Origin of the sequence: Pleomorphomonas sp. T1.2MG-36, from assembly GCF_950100655.1 — a bacterium.
Lineage (GTDB): Bacteria > Pseudomonadota > Alphaproteobacteria > Rhizobiales > Pleomorphomonadaceae > Pleomorphomonas.
Window position 1 is genome coordinate 1 of record NZ_CATNLY010000045.1, and the last position, 23,282, is coordinate 23,282.

Annotated in this window: 21 protein-coding genes; 4 read left to right on the top strand and 17 right to left on the bottom strand. The window is 63.9% G+C overall.

What is annotated here, in order from left to right; translation table 11 throughout:
* Both QQZ18_RS17585 and QQZ18_RS17590 read left to right on the top strand, forming a co-directional pair.
* Positions 1-257, top strand: a 257-nt coding sequence (locus QQZ18_RS17585) for a UDP-glucose/GDP-mannose dehydrogenase family protein (protein WP_284542257.1), incomplete at its 5' end; no start/stop codon positions are given.
* Positions 257-1,264, top strand: coding sequence for an NAD-dependent epimerase/dehydratase family protein (locus QQZ18_RS17590; protein ID WP_284542258.1), 1,008 nt, complete (start codon positions 257-259; stop codon positions 1,262-1,264). The genes QQZ18_RS17585 and QQZ18_RS17590, both read left to right, overlap by 1 nt.
* Before the next feature lie 71 nt (positions 1,265-1,335).
* Here the strand turns inward: QQZ18_RS17590 and QQZ18_RS17595 are convergent, their stop codons facing one another.
* The 4 genes from QQZ18_RS17595 to menC all read right to left on the bottom strand — a co-directional run bounded on the left by QQZ18_RS17595 (position 1,336) and on the right by menC (position 6,173).
* Positions 1,336-2,766: a mannose-1-phosphate guanylyltransferase/mannose-6-phosphate isomerase gene (locus QQZ18_RS17595; protein WP_284542571.1), complete on the bottom strand. Its 1,431-nt coding sequence runs from the start codon at positions 2,764-2,766 to the stop codon at positions 1,336-1,338.
* 9 nt (positions 2,767-2,775) lie between these two features.
* A complete protein-coding gene (locus QQZ18_RS17600; protein WP_284542259.1) occupies positions 2,776-4,182 on the bottom strand; it encodes a phosphomannomutase in 1,407 nt (468 codons plus the stop codon).
* Between the two features lie 126 nt (positions 4,183-4,308).
* A complete protein-coding gene (locus QQZ18_RS17605) occupies positions 4,309-5,058 on the bottom strand; it encodes a GNAT family N-acetyltransferase (RefSeq protein ID WP_284542261.1) in 750 nt (249 codons plus the stop codon).
* Positions 5,055-6,173 (bottom strand): o-succinylbenzoate synthase, encoded by a 1,119-nt coding sequence (gene menC, locus QQZ18_RS17610; RefSeq protein WP_284542262.1) that lies wholly within the window; start codon positions 6,171-6,173, stop codon positions 5,055-5,057. The genes QQZ18_RS17605 and menC overlap by 4 nt, the downstream gene beginning before the upstream one ends.
* 115 nt (positions 6,174-6,288) lie before the next feature.
* Between menC and QQZ18_RS17615 the strand changes: the two genes are divergently transcribed.
* A complete protein-coding gene (locus QQZ18_RS17615; RefSeq protein ID WP_284542263.1) occupies positions 6,289-7,254 on the top strand; it encodes a MurR/RpiR family transcriptional regulator in 966 nt (321 codons plus the stop codon).
* A 458-nt stretch (positions 7,255-7,712) separates the two neighbouring features.
* Here QQZ18_RS17615 and QQZ18_RS17620 read toward each other — a convergent pair whose 3' ends face one another.
* The 10 genes from QQZ18_RS17620 to QQZ18_RS17665 all read right to left on the bottom strand — a co-directional run bounded on the left by QQZ18_RS17620 (position 7,713) and on the right by QQZ18_RS17665 (position 18,039).
* Complete coding sequence (locus QQZ18_RS17620; protein ID WP_284542264.1) at positions 7,713-7,856, bottom strand: hypothetical protein; 144 nt, start codon at positions 7,854-7,856, stop codon at positions 7,713-7,715.
* Positions 7,857-8,011: 155 nt separating this feature from the next.
* Positions 8,012-8,782, bottom strand: coding sequence for a 2-keto-4-pentenoate hydratase (locus QQZ18_RS17625; RefSeq protein ID WP_284542265.1), 771 nt, complete (start codon positions 8,780-8,782; stop codon positions 8,012-8,014).
* Between the two features lie 140 nt (positions 8,783-8,922).
* Positions 8,923-9,654 (bottom strand): FadR/GntR family transcriptional regulator, encoded by a 732-nt coding sequence (locus QQZ18_RS17630; protein WP_284542266.1) that lies wholly within the window; start codon positions 9,652-9,654, stop codon positions 8,923-8,925.
* An 83-nt stretch (positions 9,655-9,737) separates the two neighbouring features.
* Positions 9,738-10,994, bottom strand: a complete 1,257-nt coding sequence (locus tag QQZ18_RS17635; RefSeq protein WP_342398930.1) for a four-carbon acid sugar kinase family protein — start codon at positions 10,992-10,994, stop codon at positions 9,738-9,740.
* 44 nt (positions 10,995-11,038) lie between these two features.
* Positions 11,039-12,073 (bottom strand): sialidase family protein, encoded by a 1,035-nt coding sequence (locus tag QQZ18_RS17640; protein WP_284542268.1) that lies wholly within the window; start codon positions 12,071-12,073, stop codon positions 11,039-11,041.
* A gap of 209 nt (positions 12,074-12,282) precedes the next feature.
* Positions 12,283-13,293 carry an ABC transporter ATP-binding protein gene (locus QQZ18_RS17645; protein ID WP_284542269.1) on the bottom strand — a complete coding sequence of 337 codons (1,011 nt, stop codon included), beginning with the start codon at positions 13,291-13,293 and terminating at the stop codon, positions 12,283-12,285.
* On the bottom strand, positions 13,290-14,291 hold the full coding sequence (locus QQZ18_RS17650; RefSeq protein WP_284542270.1) for an ABC transporter ATP-binding protein: 1,002 nt from the start codon (positions 14,289-14,291) through the stop codon (positions 13,290-13,292). Before QQZ18_RS17650 ends, QQZ18_RS17645 begins: the two co-directional genes overlap by 4 nt.
* A gap of 32 nt (positions 14,292-14,323) precedes the next feature.
* Positions 14,324-15,280: an ABC transporter permease gene (locus tag QQZ18_RS17655; RefSeq protein ID WP_446728675.1), complete on the bottom strand. Its 957-nt coding sequence runs from the start codon at positions 15,278-15,280 to the stop codon at positions 14,324-14,326.
* Complete coding sequence (locus tag QQZ18_RS17660; protein WP_284542271.1) at positions 15,277-16,233, bottom strand: ABC transporter permease; 957 nt, start codon at positions 16,231-16,233, stop codon at positions 15,277-15,279. Before QQZ18_RS17660 ends, QQZ18_RS17655 begins: the two co-directional genes overlap by 4 nt.
* Before the next feature lie 198 nt (positions 16,234-16,431).
* Positions 16,432-18,039: an ABC transporter substrate-binding protein gene (locus QQZ18_RS17665; RefSeq protein WP_284542272.1), complete on the bottom strand. Its 1,608-nt coding sequence runs from the start codon at positions 18,037-18,039 to the stop codon at positions 16,432-16,434.
* Positions 18,040-18,279: 240 nt separating this feature from the next.
* Here QQZ18_RS17665 and QQZ18_RS17670 point away from each other — a divergent pair, with 240 nt between their 5' ends.
* Positions 18,280-20,169, top strand: a complete 1,890-nt coding sequence (locus QQZ18_RS17670) for a sigma 54-interacting transcriptional regulator (RefSeq protein WP_284542273.1) — start codon at positions 18,280-18,282, stop codon at positions 20,167-20,169.
* A 45-nt stretch (positions 20,170-20,214) separates the two neighbouring features.
* On the opposite strand, the gene QQZ18_RS17675 is transcribed toward QQZ18_RS17670, so the two are convergent.
* The 3 genes from QQZ18_RS17675 to QQZ18_RS17685 are packed head-to-tail and all read right to left on the bottom strand — an operon-like array spanning position 20,215 to position 23,279.
* Positions 20,215-21,201, bottom strand: a complete 987-nt coding sequence (locus tag QQZ18_RS17675) for a hydroxyacid dehydrogenase (protein ID WP_284542274.1) — start codon at positions 21,199-21,201, stop codon at positions 20,215-20,217.
* 30 nt (positions 21,202-21,231) lie between these two features.
* On the bottom strand, positions 21,232-22,122 hold the full coding sequence (locus QQZ18_RS17680) for a dihydrodipicolinate synthase family protein (RefSeq protein ID WP_284542275.1): 891 nt from the start codon (positions 22,120-22,122) through the stop codon (positions 21,232-21,234).
* Positions 22,123-22,148: 26 nt separating this feature from the next.
* The gene (locus tag QQZ18_RS17685; protein WP_284542574.1) at positions 22,149-23,279 is read right to left on the bottom strand and encodes an iron-containing alcohol dehydrogenase; all 1,131 of its coding nucleotides are present in this window, start codon (positions 23,277-23,279) and stop codon (positions 22,149-22,151) included.
* Positions 23,280-23,282: the final 3 nt, after the last annotated feature.

Sequence of the window (23,282 nt, forward strand, 5' to 3'; positions counted from 1 at the left end):
AGCTGATCGAGGGCATCGCCTATGTCGGCAGCGCCTACGAGGCGGCCAAGGGCGCCGACGCGCTCTGCATCGTCACCGAGTGGAACGAGTTCCGGGCGCTCGACTTCCCCCGCCTCAAGGCGGTGATGAAGGCGCCTGTGCTGGTCGATCTCAGGAACATCTACCGACCCGAGGAAGTCGAGAAGCACGGCTTCAGCTATGTGAGCGTCGGACGGGGCGCTGCGCTTTCCGACGCCGCAGCCAAGGCGGCCGAGTGATGCGCTTCCTGATCACCGGCACCGCCGGCTTTATCGGCTTCCATCTCGCCAAGCGATTGCTCGACGCCGGTCACTTCGTCACCGGCTTCGACGGCATGACCCAGTATTACGACGTCCGCCTCAAGGAGGCACGGCATGCCCGCCTCGAGCGGTCGAACGGCTTCCGGGCGGTGATCGGTCAGCTCGAGGATGCAGCGGCACTCCAACAGGCAGCCGAGCTCGCCGAACCCGAGGTGATCGTCCATCTCGCCGCCCAGGCCGGCGTCCGCTACAGCCTCGAGAACCCAAAGGCCTATGTCGACGCCAACCTCACCGGCAGCTGGAACGTGCTGGAACTCGCCAAGCAATGCGAGGTCAAGCACCTGATGCTGGCCTCGACGTCGTCGGTCTATGGCGCCAACGACAAGGTGCCCTTCGCCGAAGCCGACAAGACCGACGAGCCACTGACGCTTTACGCCGCCACCAAGAAGGCGATGGAGGCGATGGCGCACTCCTATGCCCACCTGTGGAAGATCCCGACCACCGCCTTCCGCTTCTTCACCGTCTACGGTCCCTGGGGCCGGCCGGACATGGCGCTGTTCAAGTTCGTCGACGCCATCGAGAAGGGCGAGGCGATCGACGTCTACGGCGAAGGCAAGATGCGGCGCGACTTCACTTACGTCGAAGACCTCGTCGAGGCGATCGTTCGCCTGGTGCCGGTCGCACCGAGCGAGGACAACCGTGTCACGGCCGACGGCATCATCGACACGCTGTCGAAACAGGGGCCCTTCCGCATCGTCAACATCGGCGGCGGCCAGCCGGTCGGTCTTCTCGACTTCATCGCGGCGATCGAACAGGCGCTCGGCAAGCCGGCCATCCGCAACCTCCTGCCCATGCAGAAGGGCGACGTCCCTCAGACCTACGCAGCGCCCGACCTCCTCAAGGAGCTGACCGGCTACGTGCCGCAGACCGACGTCCCGACAGGCGTGAAGAACTTCGTCGAGTGGTACAGAACCTGGAAGGGCTGAAAGACAACGGGCAAGCGACCTGACGCCGCTTGCCCGTGGTTTGAAATACGCCTGACCACCGATCAACCGTCTCAGTTTCTTCGGTAGACATCCTCGATGCGTTCGATGTCGTCTTCGCCGAGATAGGCGCCGGACTGCACCTCGATCAGCTCCAGTGGGATCTTGCCCCGATTGGACAGGCGGTGCTTGGCACCGAGCGGAACGTAAGCCGACTGGTTGATGGTGAGCAGGCGCGGCGCTTCGCCTTCGATCTCGATCGTCGCGGTGCCGTTGACAACCACCCAGTGCTCGGCCCGGTGCTGATGGCGCTGCAACGACAGCACCCCACCCGGATCGACCACGATGTGCTTCACCGAGAAACGGGGCCCCGCCACCAAGGCTTCGATATAGCCCCAGGGGCGGTAGTCGCGACGATGCAGCGTTGCCTCGTTGCGCCCGCCTTCCTTCAACGCGTCGACAAGTCCCTTGACGGCCTGCGCCTGTTCGCGCGGCGCCACCATCACCGCATCGGGCGTGGCCACGACGAGCAACCCCTCGGCACCGACCACCGTCGTCAGGATACCCTGGCTATGAACGAGACAGTCGCGCGAGGCGAGGATCACGCCGTCGCCATGGACCGCGTTGCCCTCGCCGTCATGGTCGCTCACCTGCCAGATGGCATCCCAGGCGCCGACATCCGACCAGCGGAAGCGCCCCTTGACCACGGCGATCTCGCTGGTCTTCTCGATCACCGCATAGTCGATCGACGTCTTGCGCGCGGCCGAAAACGCGTCGGGATCGAGCCGGACGAATCCGATGTCCTCGGACGCCTTGTCCACGGCTTCAGATGCGGCAGCGCCGATGTCCGGCGCGTACTTGCCGAACTCGGCCAGCATCTGGCTCGCCTTGAACAGGAAGTTGCCCGAGTTCCAAAGGTAGCCCTGCCGGAGATAGTCGAGCGCCGTCTCGGCGTTCGGCTTTTCGACGAAGGCGTCGACGAGGCAGAGGTCGTCGTTGTCATCGAGCGCCTTGCCCGGACGAATATAGCCGTAGGCGGTCTTCGCTTCGGTCGGAACGAGGCCGAACACCACGATCTTGCCGGCCTCCGCCGCCTTGAGACCCAGCCGGACAGCGTCGCGAAACACGTCGTCGTCGAGCACCACATGGTCGGCGGCGAGCGCCAGCACCGCGCTGCCCGGGCGTGTCTTCTCGACATAGGCGGCAGCGGCCGCAACGGCGGCGGCGCTATCGCGGCGCGCCGGTTCCAGCACCACCGTGACGTTGACGCCGACGTCGGCCGCCTGTCGACGGGCAAAGAAGCGGAACGCGTCCGAAGTGATCACCACCGGATCATCGAACAGCGCGGGATCGGCGACGCGCCTCAGCGTTTCCTGATAGGTCGAGAGATCGCCGGTCAGGGGCTGAAACTGCTTCGGAAACGCATCGCGCGATGCCGGCCACAGGCGGGTACCGGAGCCGCCGGCCAGGATGACGGGAACGACCTTGGGGGATCCTTGCGACATCATGGCCTCTCAGGCTGCGAAATGACGGTTGAGGGCGGCCAGCATGTCGCCGAGCAGAGCATCTGTCGCCTCGACGCTGTCGGTCTCGACGTAGCAACGAAGCTCCGGCGCGTTCCCCGACTGGCGGAAATGGACGATATCCCCGTTCTGAAGGACAAAGCGGAGACCGTCGGTATGATCCACCGCGACCGGCGCGGCGAGGCGGGGATCAAGCGCGACGCGTGCCTCACGTGAGGTGTCGAGGGCGGAAATGAGCTTCGCCCCATCGACCGGCGCGATCTTCTTGAGCCGGTCGGCCTTCATGACGCGAGGCGGCAAGTCGGCCACCAGCGCCGACAAGGGCCTCTTTGCTTCGGCAGCGGCGACAAGGGCGGCGATCATCGGCAGAATGGCATCGCGCGTCGGCAAGCGAGACAGCGAACCGCCGGACAGCGCAATATCGCTTTCCGTCAGGAACCCGCCATTGGCTTCGAATCCGACGACCGGCGCTGCCGTCGCCGCAGCCATGCCGGCCACAACATAGGGCGAGCCGATGCGGGTACGAACCACCGTCTCGAACCAGCCGGTCATCTCGATGGCCGATGTCGAGGAGATTGGCGTCACCACCGTCTTCGCACCAAGCCGGCGGGCGGTGAGAATCCCGAGCACGTCGCCGTTCACCTGACGGCCGGTCTCGTCGATGACGAGAGGCCGGTCGCCATCGCCGTCGGTGGAAACCACGGCATCAAGTCGATGCGTGGCGATCTGGTCCTTGGCGCGGGCGAGATCGGTCGGATCCAGCGCCTCGGTATCGACGGCGATGAAGTGCTCGGAGCGACGATACGGAAACACCTCGCCACCGAGGCCTTCGATGATGCGGGCCGTCAGGTCGCGGCCGACGGCGGAATGAAGATCGAGGCCGATCCGCAATCCCTTGAGCGGCTGGCCGGCAAACCCGTCGATGTAGCGTGAGACATAAGCATCGGCGATATCCGGATCGACCGGCGGCAGACCGCCCGTGCCCGCCGAAAGGCCTTCGCCCAGCAGGGCCTCGGCGCGACTGCGTACCGGCGCCTCGTCCTCTTTCAGGAACTCGCCGTCGGGGCGATAGAACTTGATACCGTTATAGTCTTCGGGAATGTGGCTGCCGGTGACCATCACCGCCGGTGCCTGGCGAGCAAGAGCGTAAGCGGCCAGCGCCGGGGTCGGCACGTTGCCGGCATAGACGGGGGTCCAGCCGGCGGCGGAAATGGCCGCTGCGGCAAATCCGGCGATTTCCGGGCTCGAAGCCCTGAGATCGGCGCCAAGATAAACCGTCCGCGACGACACGCCGGAGCAAATGACGTCCAAAAAGGCATGGACATAGGCGGCGGTCGTGGAGCCGGTGAAATCGATGGCGGGACCTCGGAGGCCCGACGTTCCGAAACTGACGGACATGGCATCTCACAATCTGGAGGACGACAATCGAGTGAAGCTGTTGGAATCTATCGAAAGAAAGAAAAACCTCGCACAATATCTATGTAGTCTAGCGGATCGCTGGAGGCAACGTTCGCTCGCCGCCTGTCACGCCGCTTCGTCGGTGGGGGAACGTGTCAGGAGATAGGCCGGTTCCCTTGCATCGACACCGACGATGACGAGGCCGGAGGAGAAAGCCGCCTCGATTTCTTGCCGCACCCGAAGGCGTTCGGCCGCGGCCGCACCGGGATCGGTCTTGAGCAAGCCGCCGAAATCCGCAGGCAGAGCGATCCGGTGAGCGACGGCGGCCTCGGCAGCCGTCAGCATGGCCGTTCCGGCCCGGCAGCGAGCGTAACGCTCTCCATCGAGACGCCAGTCGGCAAGGAGACGATCGGACGCCGTACCGGCGTTGATGCCTCCCATCGCGCCATAGTAGTCGCGATGATAGATGGCGGCCGTCGCGCCGAGACGGGCGATATTGAGGGCGGCATTGGGAAGACGCAGGGGATCGTAGGTCCACCGCACGTGCCGAATGCCGCGCCGAAGGCACCAATCGGCCTGGTAGAGCTTCAGTTTAAGACCGAGCCCCAGGCCACGCGCCTCGGCACGCACGGCAAGGCGATGCGAGTGCTGCACGCCGGGCGTCGCCGTCGGAAACGCAAAGACGTAGCCGATCAGACGATCCCCGACGAAAGCGCCAGCGGCAAGCCCCCCTTCGGCCTGGATCACCATCATCAGATCGCCGGGGTCTATCTTGTCGTCCGGTCCCCAAACGTCGCGCTGCAGGTCCTCGGCGGCGTGAAACTCGGCCATGCCGACGAGATCGCGCATGACCGGCCGCATGTCACCCGCACTCATGCCGGAAAGCTCCGAACCGACCGGGTGGCATCGTCAAGGGCGTCGCGGTCGAGATGAACGCCGATCCCCGCCCCGTCCGGCACCGGCATGCGGCCGTCCAGAGTCTCGAGCTTTTCGACGATGATGTCGCGATGGAAGTACCGGCTCGCCGACGACGTGTCGCCCGGCTTCCTGAAGTTGGGCAGCGTGGAGAGATGGATGTTGTGCGCGCGCCCGACGCCCGATTCCAGCATGCCGCCGCACCAGACGGGAACATCGAAAGCCGCGGCGATGTCGTGGATACGGATCGCCTCGGCAATGCCGCCGACGCGGCCGACCTTGATGTTGATGACGCGGGTCGCATCGGCCTGGAGGGCCCGACGGGCATGGCCGACGCTCCGGATGCTCTCGTCAAGGCAGATGGGCGTCCTGAGGCGGCTTTGCAGCGTCGCGTGATCGGCGATGTCGTCGTGGGCGAGCGGTTGCTCGACATACTCGAGCCGGAAATCGTCGAGCCGGCCGAGAACGGCCCAATCGGAAAGACGATAGGCGCTGTTGGCGTCGACCGACAGCCGGATGTTGGGAAAGGCCCTCCGCACCGCTTCGAGGAGTTCGATGTCGTGGCCCGGCATGATCTTCAGCTTGATGCGCTTGTACCCCTGTGCCACGTGGCTTTCGACGCGCGTCAGGGTGCCATCTATCGGACCGATGCCGAGCGACACCCCCACGTCGACCGCCTCGCCCGAGCCGCCAATCAGCGTCTTGAGGGGAAGGTCGAGCCACTTGGCCCACAGGTCCCAGAAGGCCATCTCGACCGTGGCGAGCGCCATGCGGTTGCCGCGCCAGGGAGAGAGCAGTTTCTCCACGGCCGCCGGACTTTCAAACGATCGCCCCACCATCGACGGCAGGATGGTTTCACCGATCAGATCCATGGCGCCGGCAATCGTCTCCTCGAGAAAATCCGGCAGAGGATCCATCACGCCTTCGGCATAGCCCTCAAGCCCGGCGGCGGACAGCGTCACCAGCGGAAAGACGCGCTCCGTCATGGTACCGGTCGAGATGGTGAAGGGATTGATCAGCGGCAACCGGACGAGTCTCAACTCGGCGCGCTCGATCGGCGGGAGGGAACGGGTCATGGCGGGACCTCCGAAAAATGCCCGTGGACCCTAGGCCGCTGCAAGTTTCTTTGCAAGATTGACAGTCCGCAATTTCCCTGTCAGCGTCATCGATGATGGCGAAAGGGAGTTGGGCGTGAAGGAGCGGCGCAGCGTAAAGGAACCGGCGGAGTTGGGTGCCGACCTGCGCCGACGCATCGAGGAAAGCCTTGCCGCCGCCACGCGAACGGAGGCCGCCATCGCCGGCTTCTTCCTGAGCGATGTTGCCAGCCTGCCTTTCGAGACCGCCGGCTCGGTCGCGCGCCGCATTGGCGTTTCCGAAGCCTCGGTTGGTCGTTACTGTCGCGCCATCGGCTTTCGCCACTTCAAGGATCTCAAGGCGTCGCTCAGGGGCGATCTCGGCGACAGGGCTTTCCTGATCGGCGAACGGTTGCGCGATTTCGCCGAACGCAGTCGGGCCGGAGAGAGTCGCGCCCTTGAAAAGGAAATCGCGGCGATCGTCGCCAATCATGAGCTGGCGGCAACCCACGCTTTCCGAGCGGTGGCGGCGCGGCTCGCCCGCGCCGAGCAGGTGTTCGTCGTCGGCTTTCAGACCGAGCGCGGTCATGCCGCCTATCTCGCCCACGGCCTCTCCTATCTCAGGCCGGGAGTGCACCTGATGGATGCCGCCGACGGCACCTTCGCAGACCTCCTGCTCGACACCCCCTCGGAGGCGGCCCTGGTCATCATCGACGGCCGCCGCTATTCCCGCCTCGCCCGCCATCTCGGCATCGCCGCCCGCGCGGCCGGAACGCACGTGACGCTGATCACTGATCCCTACTGCACCTGGAGCCGTGAGGCTGCCGACGAAACTTTCGTCGTCCGTACCGACTTCGATCAGTTCTGGGACGCGACGTCGGCCATGGCGAGCCTGATCGGCCTGATGGTCAATGCGGTGTTCGCCGAGCTGGGCCCTGAGGTGGAAGCGCGACTCAGCGCGGTGTCCGCCCTTTACGGCGACTTCGTCGGGCACACCGCAGCCGGCGGACAGGGCACGGATCGCGTTGCACGGCGCCCGACGGCGAACCGTCCTCGCCGCAAGGCAGACACCAGTCGCAAGTAGACCGTCTCCCGAGCGCCGCTCAGCAGGCCAACCGGCAAGCAGCTCCCCGTCACGGCCCCCTTCGACCCGAAACGGCTGTCGCCGCGACGGGCCGAGACCGAAGGAAGCAAGCTCGCCGTCGAGACGAGCAAGATCCTTCTCCCTCAGCAACGATGCATGCACCGTCGTACGGATATCGGCGGCAATCTCGCCTTCGACGTGTGCAAGGAGACTCGCTTTCGCTCGTTCGCCACTCCCCCGGCACGCCGGTGATCCTGTCCTAGTCGGAGAGTGATGCCTTGACGTCGAAGCCCACCCGTGACGAGCCGATTCGACCAGCCGCCCGACGGCGGCCCCGCGCCTCGGCAAGGGGCCGCCTCTCTCGACCAAGGAAGGTGCCGCGCGCCAAAAAAGCAAAGCGCCCGAAATCCCTAGGGACCGGGCGCTCGACAGGAGCGGTGAACTATCGTCCGTACCGGTCAGAGACCGGCGATCCGGCTGCTGCCGGCCCGAACGTACTGACGCTCACGGAACTCGGAACCGAAACCGCGCACATAGGTGGTGTCCCGCTCGACGGCGCGGGACTCGCGGAACGTCCTGTTGAGGGGAGCCTGGGTGAACATCTCGGTTTCCTTTCATTGCGCCGAACACCTTCGTTCGGCACCCTTGATATAGGAGCTCGCCCGCATATACGAAAGTCGTATTCGCTGAAGGCCGACCAAAGAAAATCTAAAGGCGGCGTTAGGTTCTCCTTTACCTTTCTGAAGCGTTGCGACGTTCATCCCCTGAGCGTGAACCGAATGGGCTTGAAACCTTCGATGGTCGCCACGGCGGTCTCGCCCGGCTCGATGGCGTGGCCACCGCCAAAGGCGCCGGTCGTCACCACGTCTCCCGCTTTGAGGGCATGCCCGTCGGCGGCAAGCGCGTTGGCGAGCCAAGTCAGCGGATGGGCAGGGTCGCCGGAAGGATGTCCGCCTCGTTGATCCACGGCGACGCGACCGCCGACCTCAAGCCGCACGGCCACATCGGCGCGGACAAGGTGACGCCAGTCGGCAACGAGCGGACTGCGGACCAAGCCCCAGTTGCCCATGAAATCGGCGCGGGAAAGGAGCGGCGACGGACGAGGTTCGGCAGCAAGCCGGCTCTCCAGGATCTCGAAGGCGACGAAGGCACCCGCCACCGCTTCCGCCACCTCGTCGGCCGAATAGGCGGTACCGTCCGGCCTGCCCGGCAGGTCGCGTCCGAAGGCAAAGGCAATCTCGGCTTCGACCTTCAGCGGGGACGTGGAATAAGTCACCTCCGCAGGCGCCTCGAAGATGCGATCGGCAAGGATGGCGCCCCAACCGCCAGGATCGTTGCCGACCTGAAGCACCTTGTAGCCACCGATCGAGCCAAGCTTCGCAGCGACCGCGAGCTGCGTCGCATCGGCCGCCGCGGCGTCGGCGGGCACAAGGCTCCCGAGCGCATCGGCAGCGAGCTTCTCACCTTTGAGACGCGCGTCGATCAGAAGGTCGGCGAGACCAGTGGCGGACTTCAACTTCTCAGACACTCCAAAAACTCCCAGCTTCGGCCGTATGGGCCGTATCTCTCCGACAGACGGGCATCTGCCGCGCCATGTCGTGTGCAGTGCCCCGTCAACCCGCCCGGACGAACATCGCTTCGAAGGCGCACCGGGGCACGGTCCGATCCTCATCCCGCCGCCGAATGGCGCGACATGCGAAGGTCGAGCAGGCCGCCGCCGAACAGGCGGTCGCGCGAGTGTTCGAGATGGGCTCGCATCAGCTCGCAGGCCGCCCCTCCATCGCCGGTCGATATGGCGTCAAACAGGCCGTTATGCTCCGCCAGCGTTTCCTCGAGCCCGCCGCCGGTCATCAGCGACACGCCGTGCAGGCGCATGCCGACGTTGATGTGTTCCCGCAGCGCCCGGAAGGTCGCCTCGAAATACTGGTTGTTGGAAGCTTGTGCGATGGCGAGGTGGAACGCGAAGTCGGCATCCTCGCGATGCTGGTGGGATCCCGTTGCCGCCCGCATCAGATCGAGCGCCTGAGCAATGCCCGCAAGTGCCGTCTCGTCGCGTCGATGGGCGGCAAGCGCCGCCGCCTGCGTTTCGATCGTCAACCGGAACTCATAGCAACGCTGAATGTCGGCCAACGTCTCGACGGGCGAAAAGCCGACTGGGGCCGACGCAGGCGCGCGCACATAGCTGCCGGCCCCTTGTCGCGAATGGATCAGCCCCTCCTCGCGCAACCGTTCGAGGGCCGCGCGCAGAACGGGTCGAGACACCCCGAACTCCTGGGACAGGACCGCCTCCGGCGGCAGCTTCTGGTTCACCTGATAGTCGCCATTGGAGATCCGGGCGAACAGGGAATGATAGACGCTGTCCGACAGCGTCGTCCGGCGCCTGGCGTTCTGGTTCGTCACGGTCTCTGGCCTCGGATGGGACGGCGAAAGGGCCAGTAACAACTAATCCCAATTTGTAAACTTGTGCAAGCAGCCGCAGCCGTTCACACGCCGACGCATCGGGCGTCGATCTCGGTCAGAAGGCTGTCGTCTCCAAAACCGCCGGCCTTGGAAATGAACCACTCTATGTCGCCATTTGGCCTGTTGCAGGCGCCCACGACGATGCCGGGCAGGATCTCGTCGATCAGGTCGACCGACTCGATACCGAGGGCTTCGGCAACGGCCATCGAGGTGCTACCGCCGGTCGAGACGATTGTTCGGCACGGTACGATGTCGCAAATGCTCGCCGCGGCATAACCGAGCTTTTCGGCGACTCGCTCGCCATCCTCGCGAGAGATCTTCCCCGAGCGCTCGCCATTCACCACGCGGAGAAGGATGTTCGGCTGGCGCCGATCGCCCCCATTGAGCCGCGCCTCGCAGGCGCTGCGAATATCGGCCTGTGGCGCATCCGAGCGGATGTCGATGGTCCGGAACAGGCCGCTCCTGTCGGCGTGGGCGGCTTGGCGGCGCGATACCTCCGTCAGGCTGCCGACCACGGAAACGATCGGCCGATGGAGCACAACCTTGCGCGCGCCGCCACTTTCCATCCCAGCCGGGGCGCTGAGGCGCGCAACCGCCTCGGCAAAGCCCCCCGCCCCGACCGGCAGCAGATCGCCCGAGGTGAGCTGCTGCGCCAGAGCCGCAAGATGGCCATCCTCGACGGCATCGGCAACGATCAGCCGGACGCCGCGATCCAGCATGGCAACGATCGTCCTCCGGAGCGCCGCCTCGCCGGCCTCGATCTCCTTGAGGCCAATGAACCCGATCGGCAGGTCGGTCTGAAGGCGGAGCAGATCGGCAACGTTGGAGCTCGAAAGCGGATGGAAGGGATCGCGCCCGATGTCGCTCAGATGCAGCGGTACGCCACCGAGATAGATGACGCCATCGACGCAAGTCCTTCCGGTTTTTGGCATCGCGGTGCAGATCAGCGCTGCGGCAAGGCGAGTTCCTGCCAGCACGGCCTCGACCTCGCTGCCGGGATTGCCGCGCATGGTCGAGTCTATCTTCTTGAAGACGCGATCATATCCAGCGGTCCGACACCGCCGGACCATGTCGAGGACCGCCATCCCTGCCTCTGCGGGATCGAGAAATCGCGTCTCGGTGGTAAGGGCGATGTCGGTATTTTCGAGACACTTCCGGTCAATCGCGTCCGCATGCAGCAACAACTCGACCTTACGACCGAAACGGGCGAAGTGGATGCCTGCGTCGCCAGCCCCGGTATAATCGTCTGCAATGATCGCGATCTTTTCAATTTGCATCATGACGAGCTCCCGCTCGGAATTGGCTAGAGTTCGAGCCAAGACAACTAGGCAGCAAGCGTCTCGTGCTTGATGTAGTCGCGAAGATACGAGTAGGTGACCTGCACCAGTCCATCGCTCGTCTGGATGATGGAGGGATAGGAATAGTCGCCCACGAAAGCGCCTCGCTCATCGTGCGCCGAACGGAGGGTCGCATCGGCCTCCAGCACCAGGTCCTTGCGCCAGGTCAGCCCGAGATCGGTGGAGGTGGAGAGAACGAGCGGGTTGCGCGGCACCCCCCAGATGGCGCCGTTCTCGATCGTGCCGCAGGCCGAAAGGAACGCCTCGCGGTCCTTGATCCAGGGGGGAACGGCGCTCTCACTCGGGCGCCCGGCGGCGGCGATCTCGTTGTAGACGACGGCAAGCCGCCCATCGCTGAGTTCGCGGGCCTGTATCGAGGAGTTGTTGTTGGGCAGCGTCGTCGGGTGCGGCGCCGACCAGCTGAGCCCGCCGTCCTCCGACACGCAACGAAAGATGAAATCGGACTGGCGACGCCGGAAGAACGCCACCCGGCAGTTCTCGAGAATGTCCATGTGGACGCAGCCCCGGCTGTCGGGCACGGCCATGACATCCCAACTGCGACCGCCGTCGGCGGACACCTGGACGAAGCTGGAATCGTCGCCGAAGGCGTTGCGCATGTCGCTACGCCAGATCGGCAGGAGCAGAAGACCGGCCGGGTTGACGACCGGCGCATGACGAATGAACGTGCCCGGCCGGCCGATGAGATCGACCGTCTCGCTCCAGGTGCGACCTTCGTCGGCCGAACGACGCAGGCGAACGACAGCCGTGCCTTGGTCGGCTTTTTCCTGGGCGGTATACAGGAGCCAAAGCTCACCGGACGGATGCCGGAACAGTGCCGGGTTCTGCTCCGAGCGCGTTGCGTCATCGGACATCCTGACGGGATCGAGCCACGCGTCGCGACCGTGATCGTACCGTGCCATGTAGATGCTGATATCGGAAGACCCCTCCATGGAACCGCCGAACCAGGCGCAGAGGAGATCGCCGTTCCCAAGTTCCATGAGATTGGAGGCATGATTGCTCACGCAGGGCGTCGGAATTTTCCGCTCTTGCAGCACTTTCATCGGCGCATTCCCGTTCTCTTGCTCGCCGCCCGTAGCGTGGCGGTCTTCTCACCGTCGATCGTCGGGCGCATCGCGGGGCGTCCTTTTCCGAGACAAGTCTTCTCTTTCCCGACCGCCTCTGGCGCGGCGATCGGGGCGATGCGTTCGTTCCGACATGCTTGCTGATCGGGCTAGGCGGTCTCTTTCTTGATCTCGTCCAGGCGAAGGCAGGCGACCCGATGCCCGCCTCCCTGGTCACGAAGTTCGGGGATCGATTGGGAGCAAATCTCGGTTGCGTAGGCACACCGCGGATGGAACCGACAGCCAGAGGGAGGGTCGATGGCGTTCGACACGTCGCCCTGCAGGATGATGCGCTTGCGCGTCCGCTCCAGATCTGGGTCAGCTTCCGGAACCGCCGACAGCAGCGCCTTGGTGTAGGGATGCAGCGGCCGCCCGAACAGCTCGTCCTTGTTGGCAATCTCCATGATCTTGCCGAGGTACATCACCGCAACCCGGTCGGAGATATGGCGCACCACCGCGAGGTCATGGGCGATGAACAGATAGGTCAGATTGTATTTTTCCTGGATGTCCATCAGCAGGTTGATGATCTGCGCCTGGATCGACACGTCGAGTGCCGAGATGGGCTCGTCGCAGACGATGAACTCGGGATCGCTGGCCAGCGCCCGAGCGATGCAGATGCGCTGCCTCTGCCCGCCGGAGAACTCGTGCGGATAGCGGTTCGCGACATTCGGATTCAGCCCGACGTCACGGATGAGTTGGGCAACGCGGTGATGGATGTCCTTCTCGGGGCATATCTTGTGCACGCGCATCGGCTCGGCCAGCGCCTCGCCAATGGTCATGCGCGGGTTGAGCGTCGAGTAGGGATCCTGGAAGACGATCTGAGCCCGTTTGCGCATCGCCCGAAGCTCGTCGGCCGGCAGCCGGGAAAGATCGACCCCGTCGAACTTGACGCTGCCGGAGGTCGCTTTGTGCAACTGCAAGAGCGCGAAGCCGGTGGTCGACTTGCCGCACCCTGACTCACCCACCAGGCCAAGGGTTTCGCCTTGATAGATCTCGAAGCTGACGCCGTCGATGGCATGGACCACCGCCGACTGACCTCCGAAAGCGCCGATTTTCACCGGGAAATGCTTGACCAGGTTCTCGACGACGACGAGTGGCTTTTGTTGTGCGCGCGTATTCATTGTTCCACTCCCCTGCCGCGCATGTCGACCCAGCAGGCGACGCGATGCGGCCGGTCGCCCGTCGCACCTGGCACGGCAGCCAGCGTCGGCACTTCGGTCTGACAACGGTCGATCTTGTGAAGACACCGGGGCGCGAACGGACAGCCGGTGGGCGGCGAGAAGAGGTTCGGCGGCGCCCCTGGGATCGACGGCAGGCGGCTGCCGGACTGGGTCTTGAGGCTGGGGATCGATTTCAGGAGACCGATCGTGTAGGGGTGCAGCGGCGACTTGTAGATATCGTCGAGCACCGCCTCTTCCACGACGTAGCCGCCATACATGACCATGATCCGATCGACCATGCCGGCCAGCAGGCTGAGGTCATGGGTGATCCAGATGATCGACATATTGAGCTTTTCACGCAGCCCTTTCACCAGTTCGACGATCTGCGCCTGAATGGTGACGTCGAGCGCGGTGGTCGGTTCGTCGGCGATGACCAGCGACGGCTCGTTGAGCAGCGCCATGGCGATCATCACGCGCTGTCGCATGCCGCCCGACAACTGGTGCGGATATTCGGTCAGCCGATGCTCGGCGTTGGAGATACCAACCATCTTCAGGTATTTGGCGGCCTGCTGCAGCGCATCGGCCTTCGTTATCTTCTTGTGATAGACGATGCCTTCGATGATCTGATCGCCGATTTTCATGAACGGGTTGAGCGAAGTCATCGGATCTTGGAAGATCATGCCGACCTTGGATCCGCGAATGGCATTGACCCGGCTCACGCTGGCGTGGGTGATATCCTCGCCATCGATCAGCACTTCGCCATCGGTGATCTGCGCCGCCGGTGGCAGCAGGCGGATCAGGCTCATCATCGACACGCTCTTGCCGCAACCCGACTCGCCGACCACGCCCAGCATCTCGCCCTTGTCGAGACTGAACGAGATGCCGTTGACCGCGTGGAGATAGCCGTTCCGAACCTTGAAGCGCGTGTGCAGATTTTTGACTTCCAGAAGCTTGGTCACGACGCCCTCCCTTTCTTCTTGTTGTTGCAGGCTCATTTCCACTGCCGCGGATTGAGGGCGTCGTTGAGACCGTCGCCGAGGAAGCTGAACGCAATGGTGACGATGGCCAGCACCGCCGCCGGCGCGGCAAGCACGTGCGGGTACATCTGCCAGGTGCGCAGGCCGTCGCTGATCATGTTGCCCCAGCTCGGAATGGGCGGACGCACGCCGACGCCGAGGAAGCTGAAGGACGACTCCAGCACCATGGCCTCGCCCAGCGCCGCGCTGATGTAGACGATGATCGGTCCGATCGCGTTGGGGATGACGTAGCGGCGGACGATCCTGGCCGTCGGCACGCCGAGCGCCTCGGCCGCCACCACATAGTTCTTGTTGCGGATCGACAGGATCTGGCCGCGGATGATGCGGGCCGCCTTGGGCCACTTGATCAGCGCCAGCGAGCCGAACACCAGCACGAAGTCGACCCAGATGGTGTTGCGGTAGAACTGGTTGCCGGTGGCCACGAACTGAGCGTCCATCCAGTTGACCAGCGGCGGCTTCAGCGACACGTTGATCACGATGACCAGCAGCAGCGAGGGGATCGACATGGTGATGTCGATCAACCAGACGATGAAGGCGTCGACCTTGCCGCCGAAATACCCGCCCAGAGCCCCCAGGAACAGGCCGATCACCAGGCTGAACGACACCGTCGAGAAGCCGACGATGACGGCGGTCCTCGAGCCATAGATCACGCGGCTCAGGACATCGCGGCCGAGATCATCGGTGCCGAACCAGTGTGCCCATGACGGCGGCTTGTTGCGCGCCAGGAGGTCCTGGCTCAGGAAATCATAGGGCGTGAGATACGGGCCGAAGATGGCGATGAAGAACAGAAAGACGACCAGCACCATGCCGACGACGGCCAGACGGTTGGCAACCAGACGGATGAAGGCGTCCTTGGCCAGGCTGAATTGCTTTTCTTCCTCGGGCAAAAGGAGGGCTTGGTCAGTCATCATTCATCCTCCGTCTTCTTCGCGGCGGCGCGGGGATCGAGCAAGGGGTAGGAGATGTCCACGAGAAGGTTCGAGGCCATGACCACGATGGAGAAGATCAGCACGATGGCCATGATGACCGGGTAGTCCGACGACTTGATCGCCGTCTCGGTCATCCGGCCTAGGCCCGGCAGGCCGAAGACCTTCTCGATGAGGATCGAGTTGTTCAGCGTGGCAATCACCAACAGACCGATCTGGCTGACCACCGGGGTCAACACCGGCCGCATGATGTGGCGCATCACCACCTGATAGTTGGGAATGCCTTTGGCTCGGGCGGTGCGCACGTAGTCCTCGCTCAAGACCTCGAGCACGCCGGCACGCGCCTGGCGGATGATCAGCGCCATGGGATTGAGACCGATCACCAGCAACGGCACGATCACCTTGGCGCTGAACAGACCGCCCCAGCCATAGGGGACGTCGAAATCGAGGACCAGGACGAGGAAGACGGTGATGAGGGGGCCGGCGACAAATACCGGGATGCCCCAGATGACCAGCGCAAAGCCGACGATGAGGTTGTCGAGCCACTTGTTCTGGTTGAGGGCAGCGATCACGCCGAGAAGGATACCGAGCAGCGATACGAGGATGATCGCCGTGAGACCGATCTTGAGCGTTACCGGCACCGCCGCGGAGATCATCGCGTTGACCGACCGGCCCGACACCAGCGAGTTGCCGAAATTTCCCTGAGCGACATTCAGGACATAGTCCCAAAATTGCATGAGGAATGGACGGTTGAGGCCAGCCGCTTCGCGGATTGCATCGACACGTGCCGGATCATAGGCAACGTCACCGGGCGCCTGCAGGAAGATGAGCTTGATAGGGTCGCCCGCACCAAAGAACACCAGTGCGTAGACGAGCAGGAGAAGGATGAAGACAGATGGTATCCACCTGACAAGTCTACTGATTATGTAGCGCCCCATGGCGTATTCCTCCGGCAAACTCTGGAGCGTTCAGCGACTGAACTGGAAGCCTGGGCGACCAGGCGAACGCTCCAGCTTCTTTTCTTGAGCAGCCGCTTTTGGGTCGGCTTGGTTCAACCTAATCGGCGGACGCTTTAGGCATAGAGGGGCGGGCGAAGAAATCGCCTCTTTGCCCACCCCCGCTTTTGGTATTGGTTCTTACGGGCGCTTCTCTTCGTCGATCGTGACGTTCCAGGGTTCGATCACCTGCCAGTCATCGTTCTTGTCGAAGTTCTGCACCCAGGGCATCGCCCATTTCGACATCACGTCATAGTAATACGGGATGTACATCCAATCATCGCGGAACAGACGTTGCGCCTTCTGGGCGTTGCCGATGCGGTCCGGATCGTCGACACCCTTGATGGCAGCCTCGTCAAGAAGCTTGTCGACCTCAGGGTTCTTGTATCCGCCCATCTTGTTGAGCGCATTGCCGGAACCGGAGTGGATGGATCCCATCAGATAGGAGACGGCATCCGGCACGCGCGTGCCGACGTCATCGCGGAATACCTGAACGCTCTTCTGGTCCGGGCCGGCATAGGTCTCGATGGCCGGTTTCATTTCCGTGCCCTGGATGCCCAGGATCTTGCGCCACTGCTCGGCTATATACTGCGCTGCGGCCTCATGGGTCGGCGTGGAGATACCGACGAACATGATCTTGGGCAAACGGTCGGAGCCCTTGTACTTGGAGGCCGCGAGCGCCGCCTTGGCCGCTTCCGGATCGTAGGTGTATTTCGGGTAGTTCGGATCGACGCCGGGCACCTTGTTGAGAATCTGGTCGGCGACCGTGAACGGCCCGTCGGGGAAGGCGGCCAGCGCCAGTTCCTGCGGATTGACCGCCATGGTCAGGGCTTTACGGACGTTGATATCGTCCATCGGCGGCTTCGAGGCGTCAAACCAGAACTGCTGGCCCTTGGCAAGAGCCGGGCCACCGAGGAAGTCGGCGCCAAGGTCCTGAATGACGGTGGGCGTGATCAGCTCGGTGGCGGCGTCCATATCGCCGCGCTGCAGCATCAGCGTGGCGGTAATGGGGTCGGACACGGTGGTAATGACCACCTTCTCGAGCTTGGGCTTGGGACCGAAGAAGTGCGGATTGGGGACCAAGGTAACGATGCCCTGATCGAGGTCCATGCTCTCGGGCATGAACGGACCGGAGACGACGACGCCATTCTCCGGCCGCCACCAGTCGGCCTTCTGGTTGCCGTTTTCGTCGACGGCCTGCGAAATCTTCACCGGCGGAATAAGGGCCGTAGCAATCTTCTGGTCGAAGATCGGATCAGGCCCGGCCAGCGTCACGGTAACCGTCTTGTCGTCCTTGGCGACGAGGCCGGTCATGTCCTTGGCCTTGCCGAGGACCACATCGTTGAAACCTTCGACGTCGCCCAGGAACAGGTTGACACGGGCATGCTTGGTGGCGGGACGAGCACAGAGGTTCCAGGTGCCAACCACATCTTGTGCGGTGATGTTGGAGCCGTCGGAGAAGACCGCTTTCGGGCTAATCGTCAGCGTCCATGTCTTGAAGCTCGCATCATGGGTGGCGCTCTCCAGAACGTAGGGCGTCAGCTTGCCATCCTTGTCGAAGTACATCGGCGCAGCCCACGAGAGCGACTGCCAGCGGGCGACATGTCCGCCACCCTGTAGCGGCGACCAGCTCTGCTCAAGGACAGGATGGGCGATGTTCAGGACCTGATCGGCCCAGGCGGGCACGGCGGTCGACAAGGCCGTCGCAGCAAGGCCGATCATGAGATATTTTCGGAATCCCTGTTTCATGAATGTCTCCTCTCCAAAGTCACCATCCGCTCCTCGGCGCTCCTCCGCGCCTTGGCTATGGTATTCGCAAACGGCGTGCCAAGCACCTTAATACCTTGAATATTATATGCTTTTCACCAAAATGAAGCCAAATAGCCTGAAACATTGCTGAAAGACGCCGATGCGGCTGGTGCGATATGCAACATGCTCCTCTTGCCTTTCCCCGAAGAGGCCCTCATGCTCGCCGACGGGGAGGAAACCATGGTCATCGCATTCATTGCGCCGCACGAGCGCATCAGCATCGCTGCCCAGAGTATCGTTGAAGCATCGGGCTATCCGGCGAAGGTCTATCTCGGAGATCTGCAGCAGGGAGTCAGGGCGGCCCGCCAAGCCATGGCCGAAGGCGCCAAGATCTTCATAAGTCGCGGCGGCACCGCGCGCCTCATCCGTCAGGAACTCGGCGTCGAGGTAATCGAGGTCGAAGCTTCGGTGCAGCGCACCCTCGCCTACGTCTACAAGGAGACGTCGGAGACGACGAGGATCGCCGTCGCCGGCTTCGAACCACTGATCAACCTGGTGGCACCGGTTTGCGACGTGCTCGGACGCACCTACCGCTCCTTCGAACTGAGGGAGAAAGCGTCCTTTCAGACGCAGATGGACCGGATCGGCAAGTGGGGCCCCGACGTCGTCATCGGCGACGCCATAGCCTACCACTGGGCCCAGGCACGCGGTCTCGACGCTTACCTGATCGAATCCAGCCTGGAGACGCTGCTCGATGCTTTCGAGCGCGCCATGCTGGTCTACAACAATCTCTGCCGCTACATCCTCGCCGAGGAAAAGCTGGCCACCGTTCTCAATTGCTCGCGGGAAGGCGCGATCCTGATCAACCGGGAAGGCGTCATCGAGGAAATCAACCGCCAGGGCTGCGATATCCTGTCCCAGCCGCGCGATGAGCTTATCGGCGCCCTGCTGTCGGACTATTTCGACAACGCCGAGCTCAACAGGGCCTTTCGCAAGAACCAGACCGCCCGCAACATGCTCGTCAACTACCGCGACGAAAAGCTGGCGCTCGACCACATCACCGTCTCGGCCGACAATGCCACCGGCGGCGCGTCGGTCATCCTGTTCCAGCCGGTCCAGAAGATCCAGGATACCGGCAACGTCATCCGCAGGAAGCTCGCCGACAGCGGCTTCTACGCCAAGTACACCTTCGACGACATCTTCTTTGCCAGCGAGAAGATGCGCCAGCTGGTGGCCGTGGCGAAACAGTACAGCCAGACCGACAGCAACATCATGATCGTCGGCGAGACCGGCACCGGCAAGGAGCTGTTCGCGCAGTCCATCCACAATGCCGGTCCGCTCGCCAAAGGCCCCTTCGTGGCGGTGAACTGCGCCGCGCTACCGGGCGCCCTGCTCGAGAGCGAGCTGTTCGGCTACGCGCCGGGCGCCTTCACCGGCGCGTCCCGCTCCGGCAAAATCGGCCTGTTCGAACTTGCCCACGAGGGAACGCTGTTCCTCGACGAACTGACGGAGATGGACTTCTTTTTGCAGTCCAAGCTGCTGCGAGCCCTGCAGACGCAGGAGATCATGCGCGTTGGCGGCAACAAGATCATTCCGATCAAGGTCCGCATCATCGCCACGACCAACAGGAAGCCGCTTGAGGAAATCCATGAGGGGCGCCTGCGCGCCGACCTTTTCTACCGTCTCAACACGCTGGACCTGAAAATTCCACCGCTCAGGGAGCGCGAGAACGACCCGGAACAGCTGTTCGCGCGATTCCTCGCCAAGAAGTGCGAGCGGCGGGGCATTCCCGTGCCGACGGTGCCCGAAAAGATCCTGGCGATGCTGCGCCGCTATGCCTGGCCGGGCAACGTTCGAGAGCTCGAGAACCTCGCCGAGAAGTATGCGACGCTGCACACGCTTTCGCCGTTCGACATGCCGCTGATCAGCGAGTTCGCCACCATTGGAATGGCCGGCGCTGACGACGAGGACGACGCCGAGGCAACGCTCGAAGACTTCATTGCCGCCAAGGTGGCCAAAGTCTTCCGGGTTGAAAACGGCAACGTCACTCGCACCGCCCAGCGGCTCGGCATCGACCGAAACACCGTCAAACGCTGGCTGGAGAAGGTTCCCGACAAAACGCCGGCGTAGAACGTCGGTTGGCGTTTAGGGGGACTGTCGACCGTGAAGCGAAAGCTATTGTTCGCCTGGAAAACGATCCGGGCGAGCAAAGAAGCGCGCATCGATCCTACGTCCCTCAAGGAAAGCCATGAGGTTGCGGCATGTCATCAGGGAGATTTCGCGCCACGCCTCCTCGGTAGCACCGCCGACGTGCGGACTGACGATCACGTTGGGACACTTCCAGATCGGGTTGGCCTTGGCGGGCGGTTCGGACGCGAAGACGTCGAGGCCCGCGGCGCCAATGTCGCCGCCGTTGAGCGCCTTGACGAGGGCTCGTTCATCGACGATTTCGCCGCGAGCCGTGTTGATCAGAACGGCATCGCGCTTCATCAGCGTCAACGCGCGTGCGCCGATCATGCCGCGCGTTTCCTCGGTGAGCGGGCAATGCAGGCTGACCACATCGGCTCGCGACAGAAGCGTGTCGAGATCGGGGACCCGCTCCGCCTGCACCCCGAAGACGGCGTCTGGCACATAGGGATCGTAGGCGATCGTCTTGACGCCAAGGGGGACCACCAGCCCGGCAAAGGCGCTGCCGATGGCGCCAAACCCAACGATACCCAGGGTGCGCGCCCGCAGTTCGTAGCCACGGTAGGCTTTCCTCCCCCAGCCTCCCCGTCGCATGAAATCATCCTGCGACTTGAGATCCTTCGCGAGCGCCAGCATGAGCGTCAACGCATGCTCGGCCACCGAATGCGCGTTGGCGCCAACCGAGGCCAGAACGGGAATGCCGAGCGCGGCAGCAGCGGCAACATCGATGTCGTTGACACCGGAACCGTGCTTGGCAACCACTTTCAAAGCTGGTGACGCCATCAGCACTTCGGCGTCAACCCGCTCGACCAACCGCACAACCAGCGCATCGGGCTGAATTTCGGCAAGGAGGGCAAGAAGCTCCGCCTTGCCGGGATAAGGACCGGTCGACAACAAAACGATGCCGGCGGCGCGGAGAACATCCTCACCTTCCGGCGCGACCGGGCCGCCGAGACTGAGGACGGTGAAGGACATGACTCGTATCCGACAGGAGCTTCCTTCGCCTCAGGCGACGGCCTCGGCGAAGGCTTTCGAGACGGCCGCCACCTTGTCGTTGACCTCGTCGGTCACCACCGCCGGGCTGCGACTCCTACCAACCTCCGGCATGGCGAGATAGAGGGCCCGCTTGACCATGGTCGGCGGGAAGCCGTGGGCGTAGAGCGCCTTGCGGAGCTCGCCATAATGGGCCTGGGCCGCGTCGGCACTGGCGGCATCGCCGGCGACATGGGCTTTCCAGATGGCGTTCAGCGTCAGCGGCGCGATGTTGCCGAGACCGGAAATGCAGCCGGCGGCGCCGTTGCGGAGACCGTGCAGAATGAGATGGTCCGGCCCCACCAGCACGTCGAAGTCCTTGCGCGACCGGGCGACCGCCAGGAAGCCGTCGAGACTTTCCACGGAACCGGCACTGTCCTTGATGCCGACGATGTTCGGGTGCTCGGCGAGCCGCGCCGCCGTCTCCGGCTCGATCTTGTTCCCGGTGCGCGCCGGTATGTTGTAGAGATAGACCGGCACCGTTAGGGCATCGGCAACCCGCGAGTAGTGACCGACGAGTTCATCCTGCGAGCAGGCGATGAACGACGGCGCCACCACCGAAACGGCGGCAACCCCCAGCTTCTCCACCGCCTTGCCGAGGACGATCGTCTGATGCGTCGAGATCTCGCCGACATGGGCGAGCACCGGCACGCGACCGGCGGCGGCCTCCACCGACGTCCTTGCCACCAGCACCTTCTCGTCGAAGGACAGGGTGTAGAACTCGCCATTGGTGCCGGCACAGAAGACGCCGTTACCGGCTGCCGCCTGACGCTCGACCTGCCGGACGAGGGCTGCGACGTTGACCTCCTCCCGGCTGTCAAACGGCGTGACGATGGCGACGAAGGGGCCCTTGGTATTGCTCATGAGGCTTTCCACTTCCGTTGGACGCGTCAGAAGGCGGCGCGATAGATCGAGAGAATGTCGGTTTCGGCAAGGTCGCGCGGATTGTTGTCGAGGAGCCGCCGGATGGCATGCGCCTCCCCGGCCATGGCCGGCAGATCGTCGGCCGGAACGCCAAAGGTCGACATTCGCATCTCGCAGCCGAGCCGCACGCACCAGTCATTGGCGGCGGCGAACACCTTGGCCGGCTCGGTCGAGACGGGCAGCCCCAGAGCTTCGAGAATCGCCGCCGTCCGCTCCGGCGTCGCCGGTGCGTTGAAGGCCAGAACGTGCGGGAAGATCAGCGCGTTGGCAGCGCCATGCGCCACATGATAGCGAGCGCCCAACGGATAGGAAACGGCATGGCCGCCGGCGGTGTTGACCGGTCCGAGGCAATAGCCGCCATAGAGCGAAGCGAGCGCCATGCCGGCGCGCGCATCCGGATCGTGACCGTCGTCGGCCGCTTTCGCCAGCCAGCGCCCGGCGAGCCGGATACCCTCGAACGCATAGAGGTCGATGACCGGATGCGCCTTCCTGTTGGTGAAGGCCTCGACGCAGTGGGCGAGCGCGTCGACGCCCGTCGCCACGGTGATCGAACGGGGCATGCCGAGCGCAAGATCGGGGTCGACGACGGCAAGGTCGGCCAGCATGTACCGGCTTTGAACCGCGCACTTGGCCAGAGCCGCCACGTCGGTGACCAACGCGCGCGTTCCGACCTCGCTGCCGGTTCCAGCCGTCGTCGGCACCTGGACGATCGGCAGCTTCTTGCCGGCCACCTTCTCGGCTCCGACGACTTCGGAAAAGCTTTGCCCGCTACCCGTCAGAACGGCGACCAGCTTGGCAAGATCCATGGAGCTGCCGCCGCCGAAGCCAATGACGGCATCGACACCGGCTTGCTCGGCGGTTGCGACGACGCGGGCGAGATCGTCGGTGGTCGGCTCGCCGGCGAGTTCTCCCCATACCAACGGCTCACCCGGCAGATCCAGGCCGCCGACGCGGGCGGCATTGAAGGTGTCGGTCACGACCATCGGTCGGCGGATGCCATGGGAAGCCAGCCAACGTCCGGCCTCAGCCGCGGTGCCCCGACCGAAGATCAGGCGAGGCGGCTGGATGAGATCGATCGGCGTCCCCAGCGCGTTCAACGG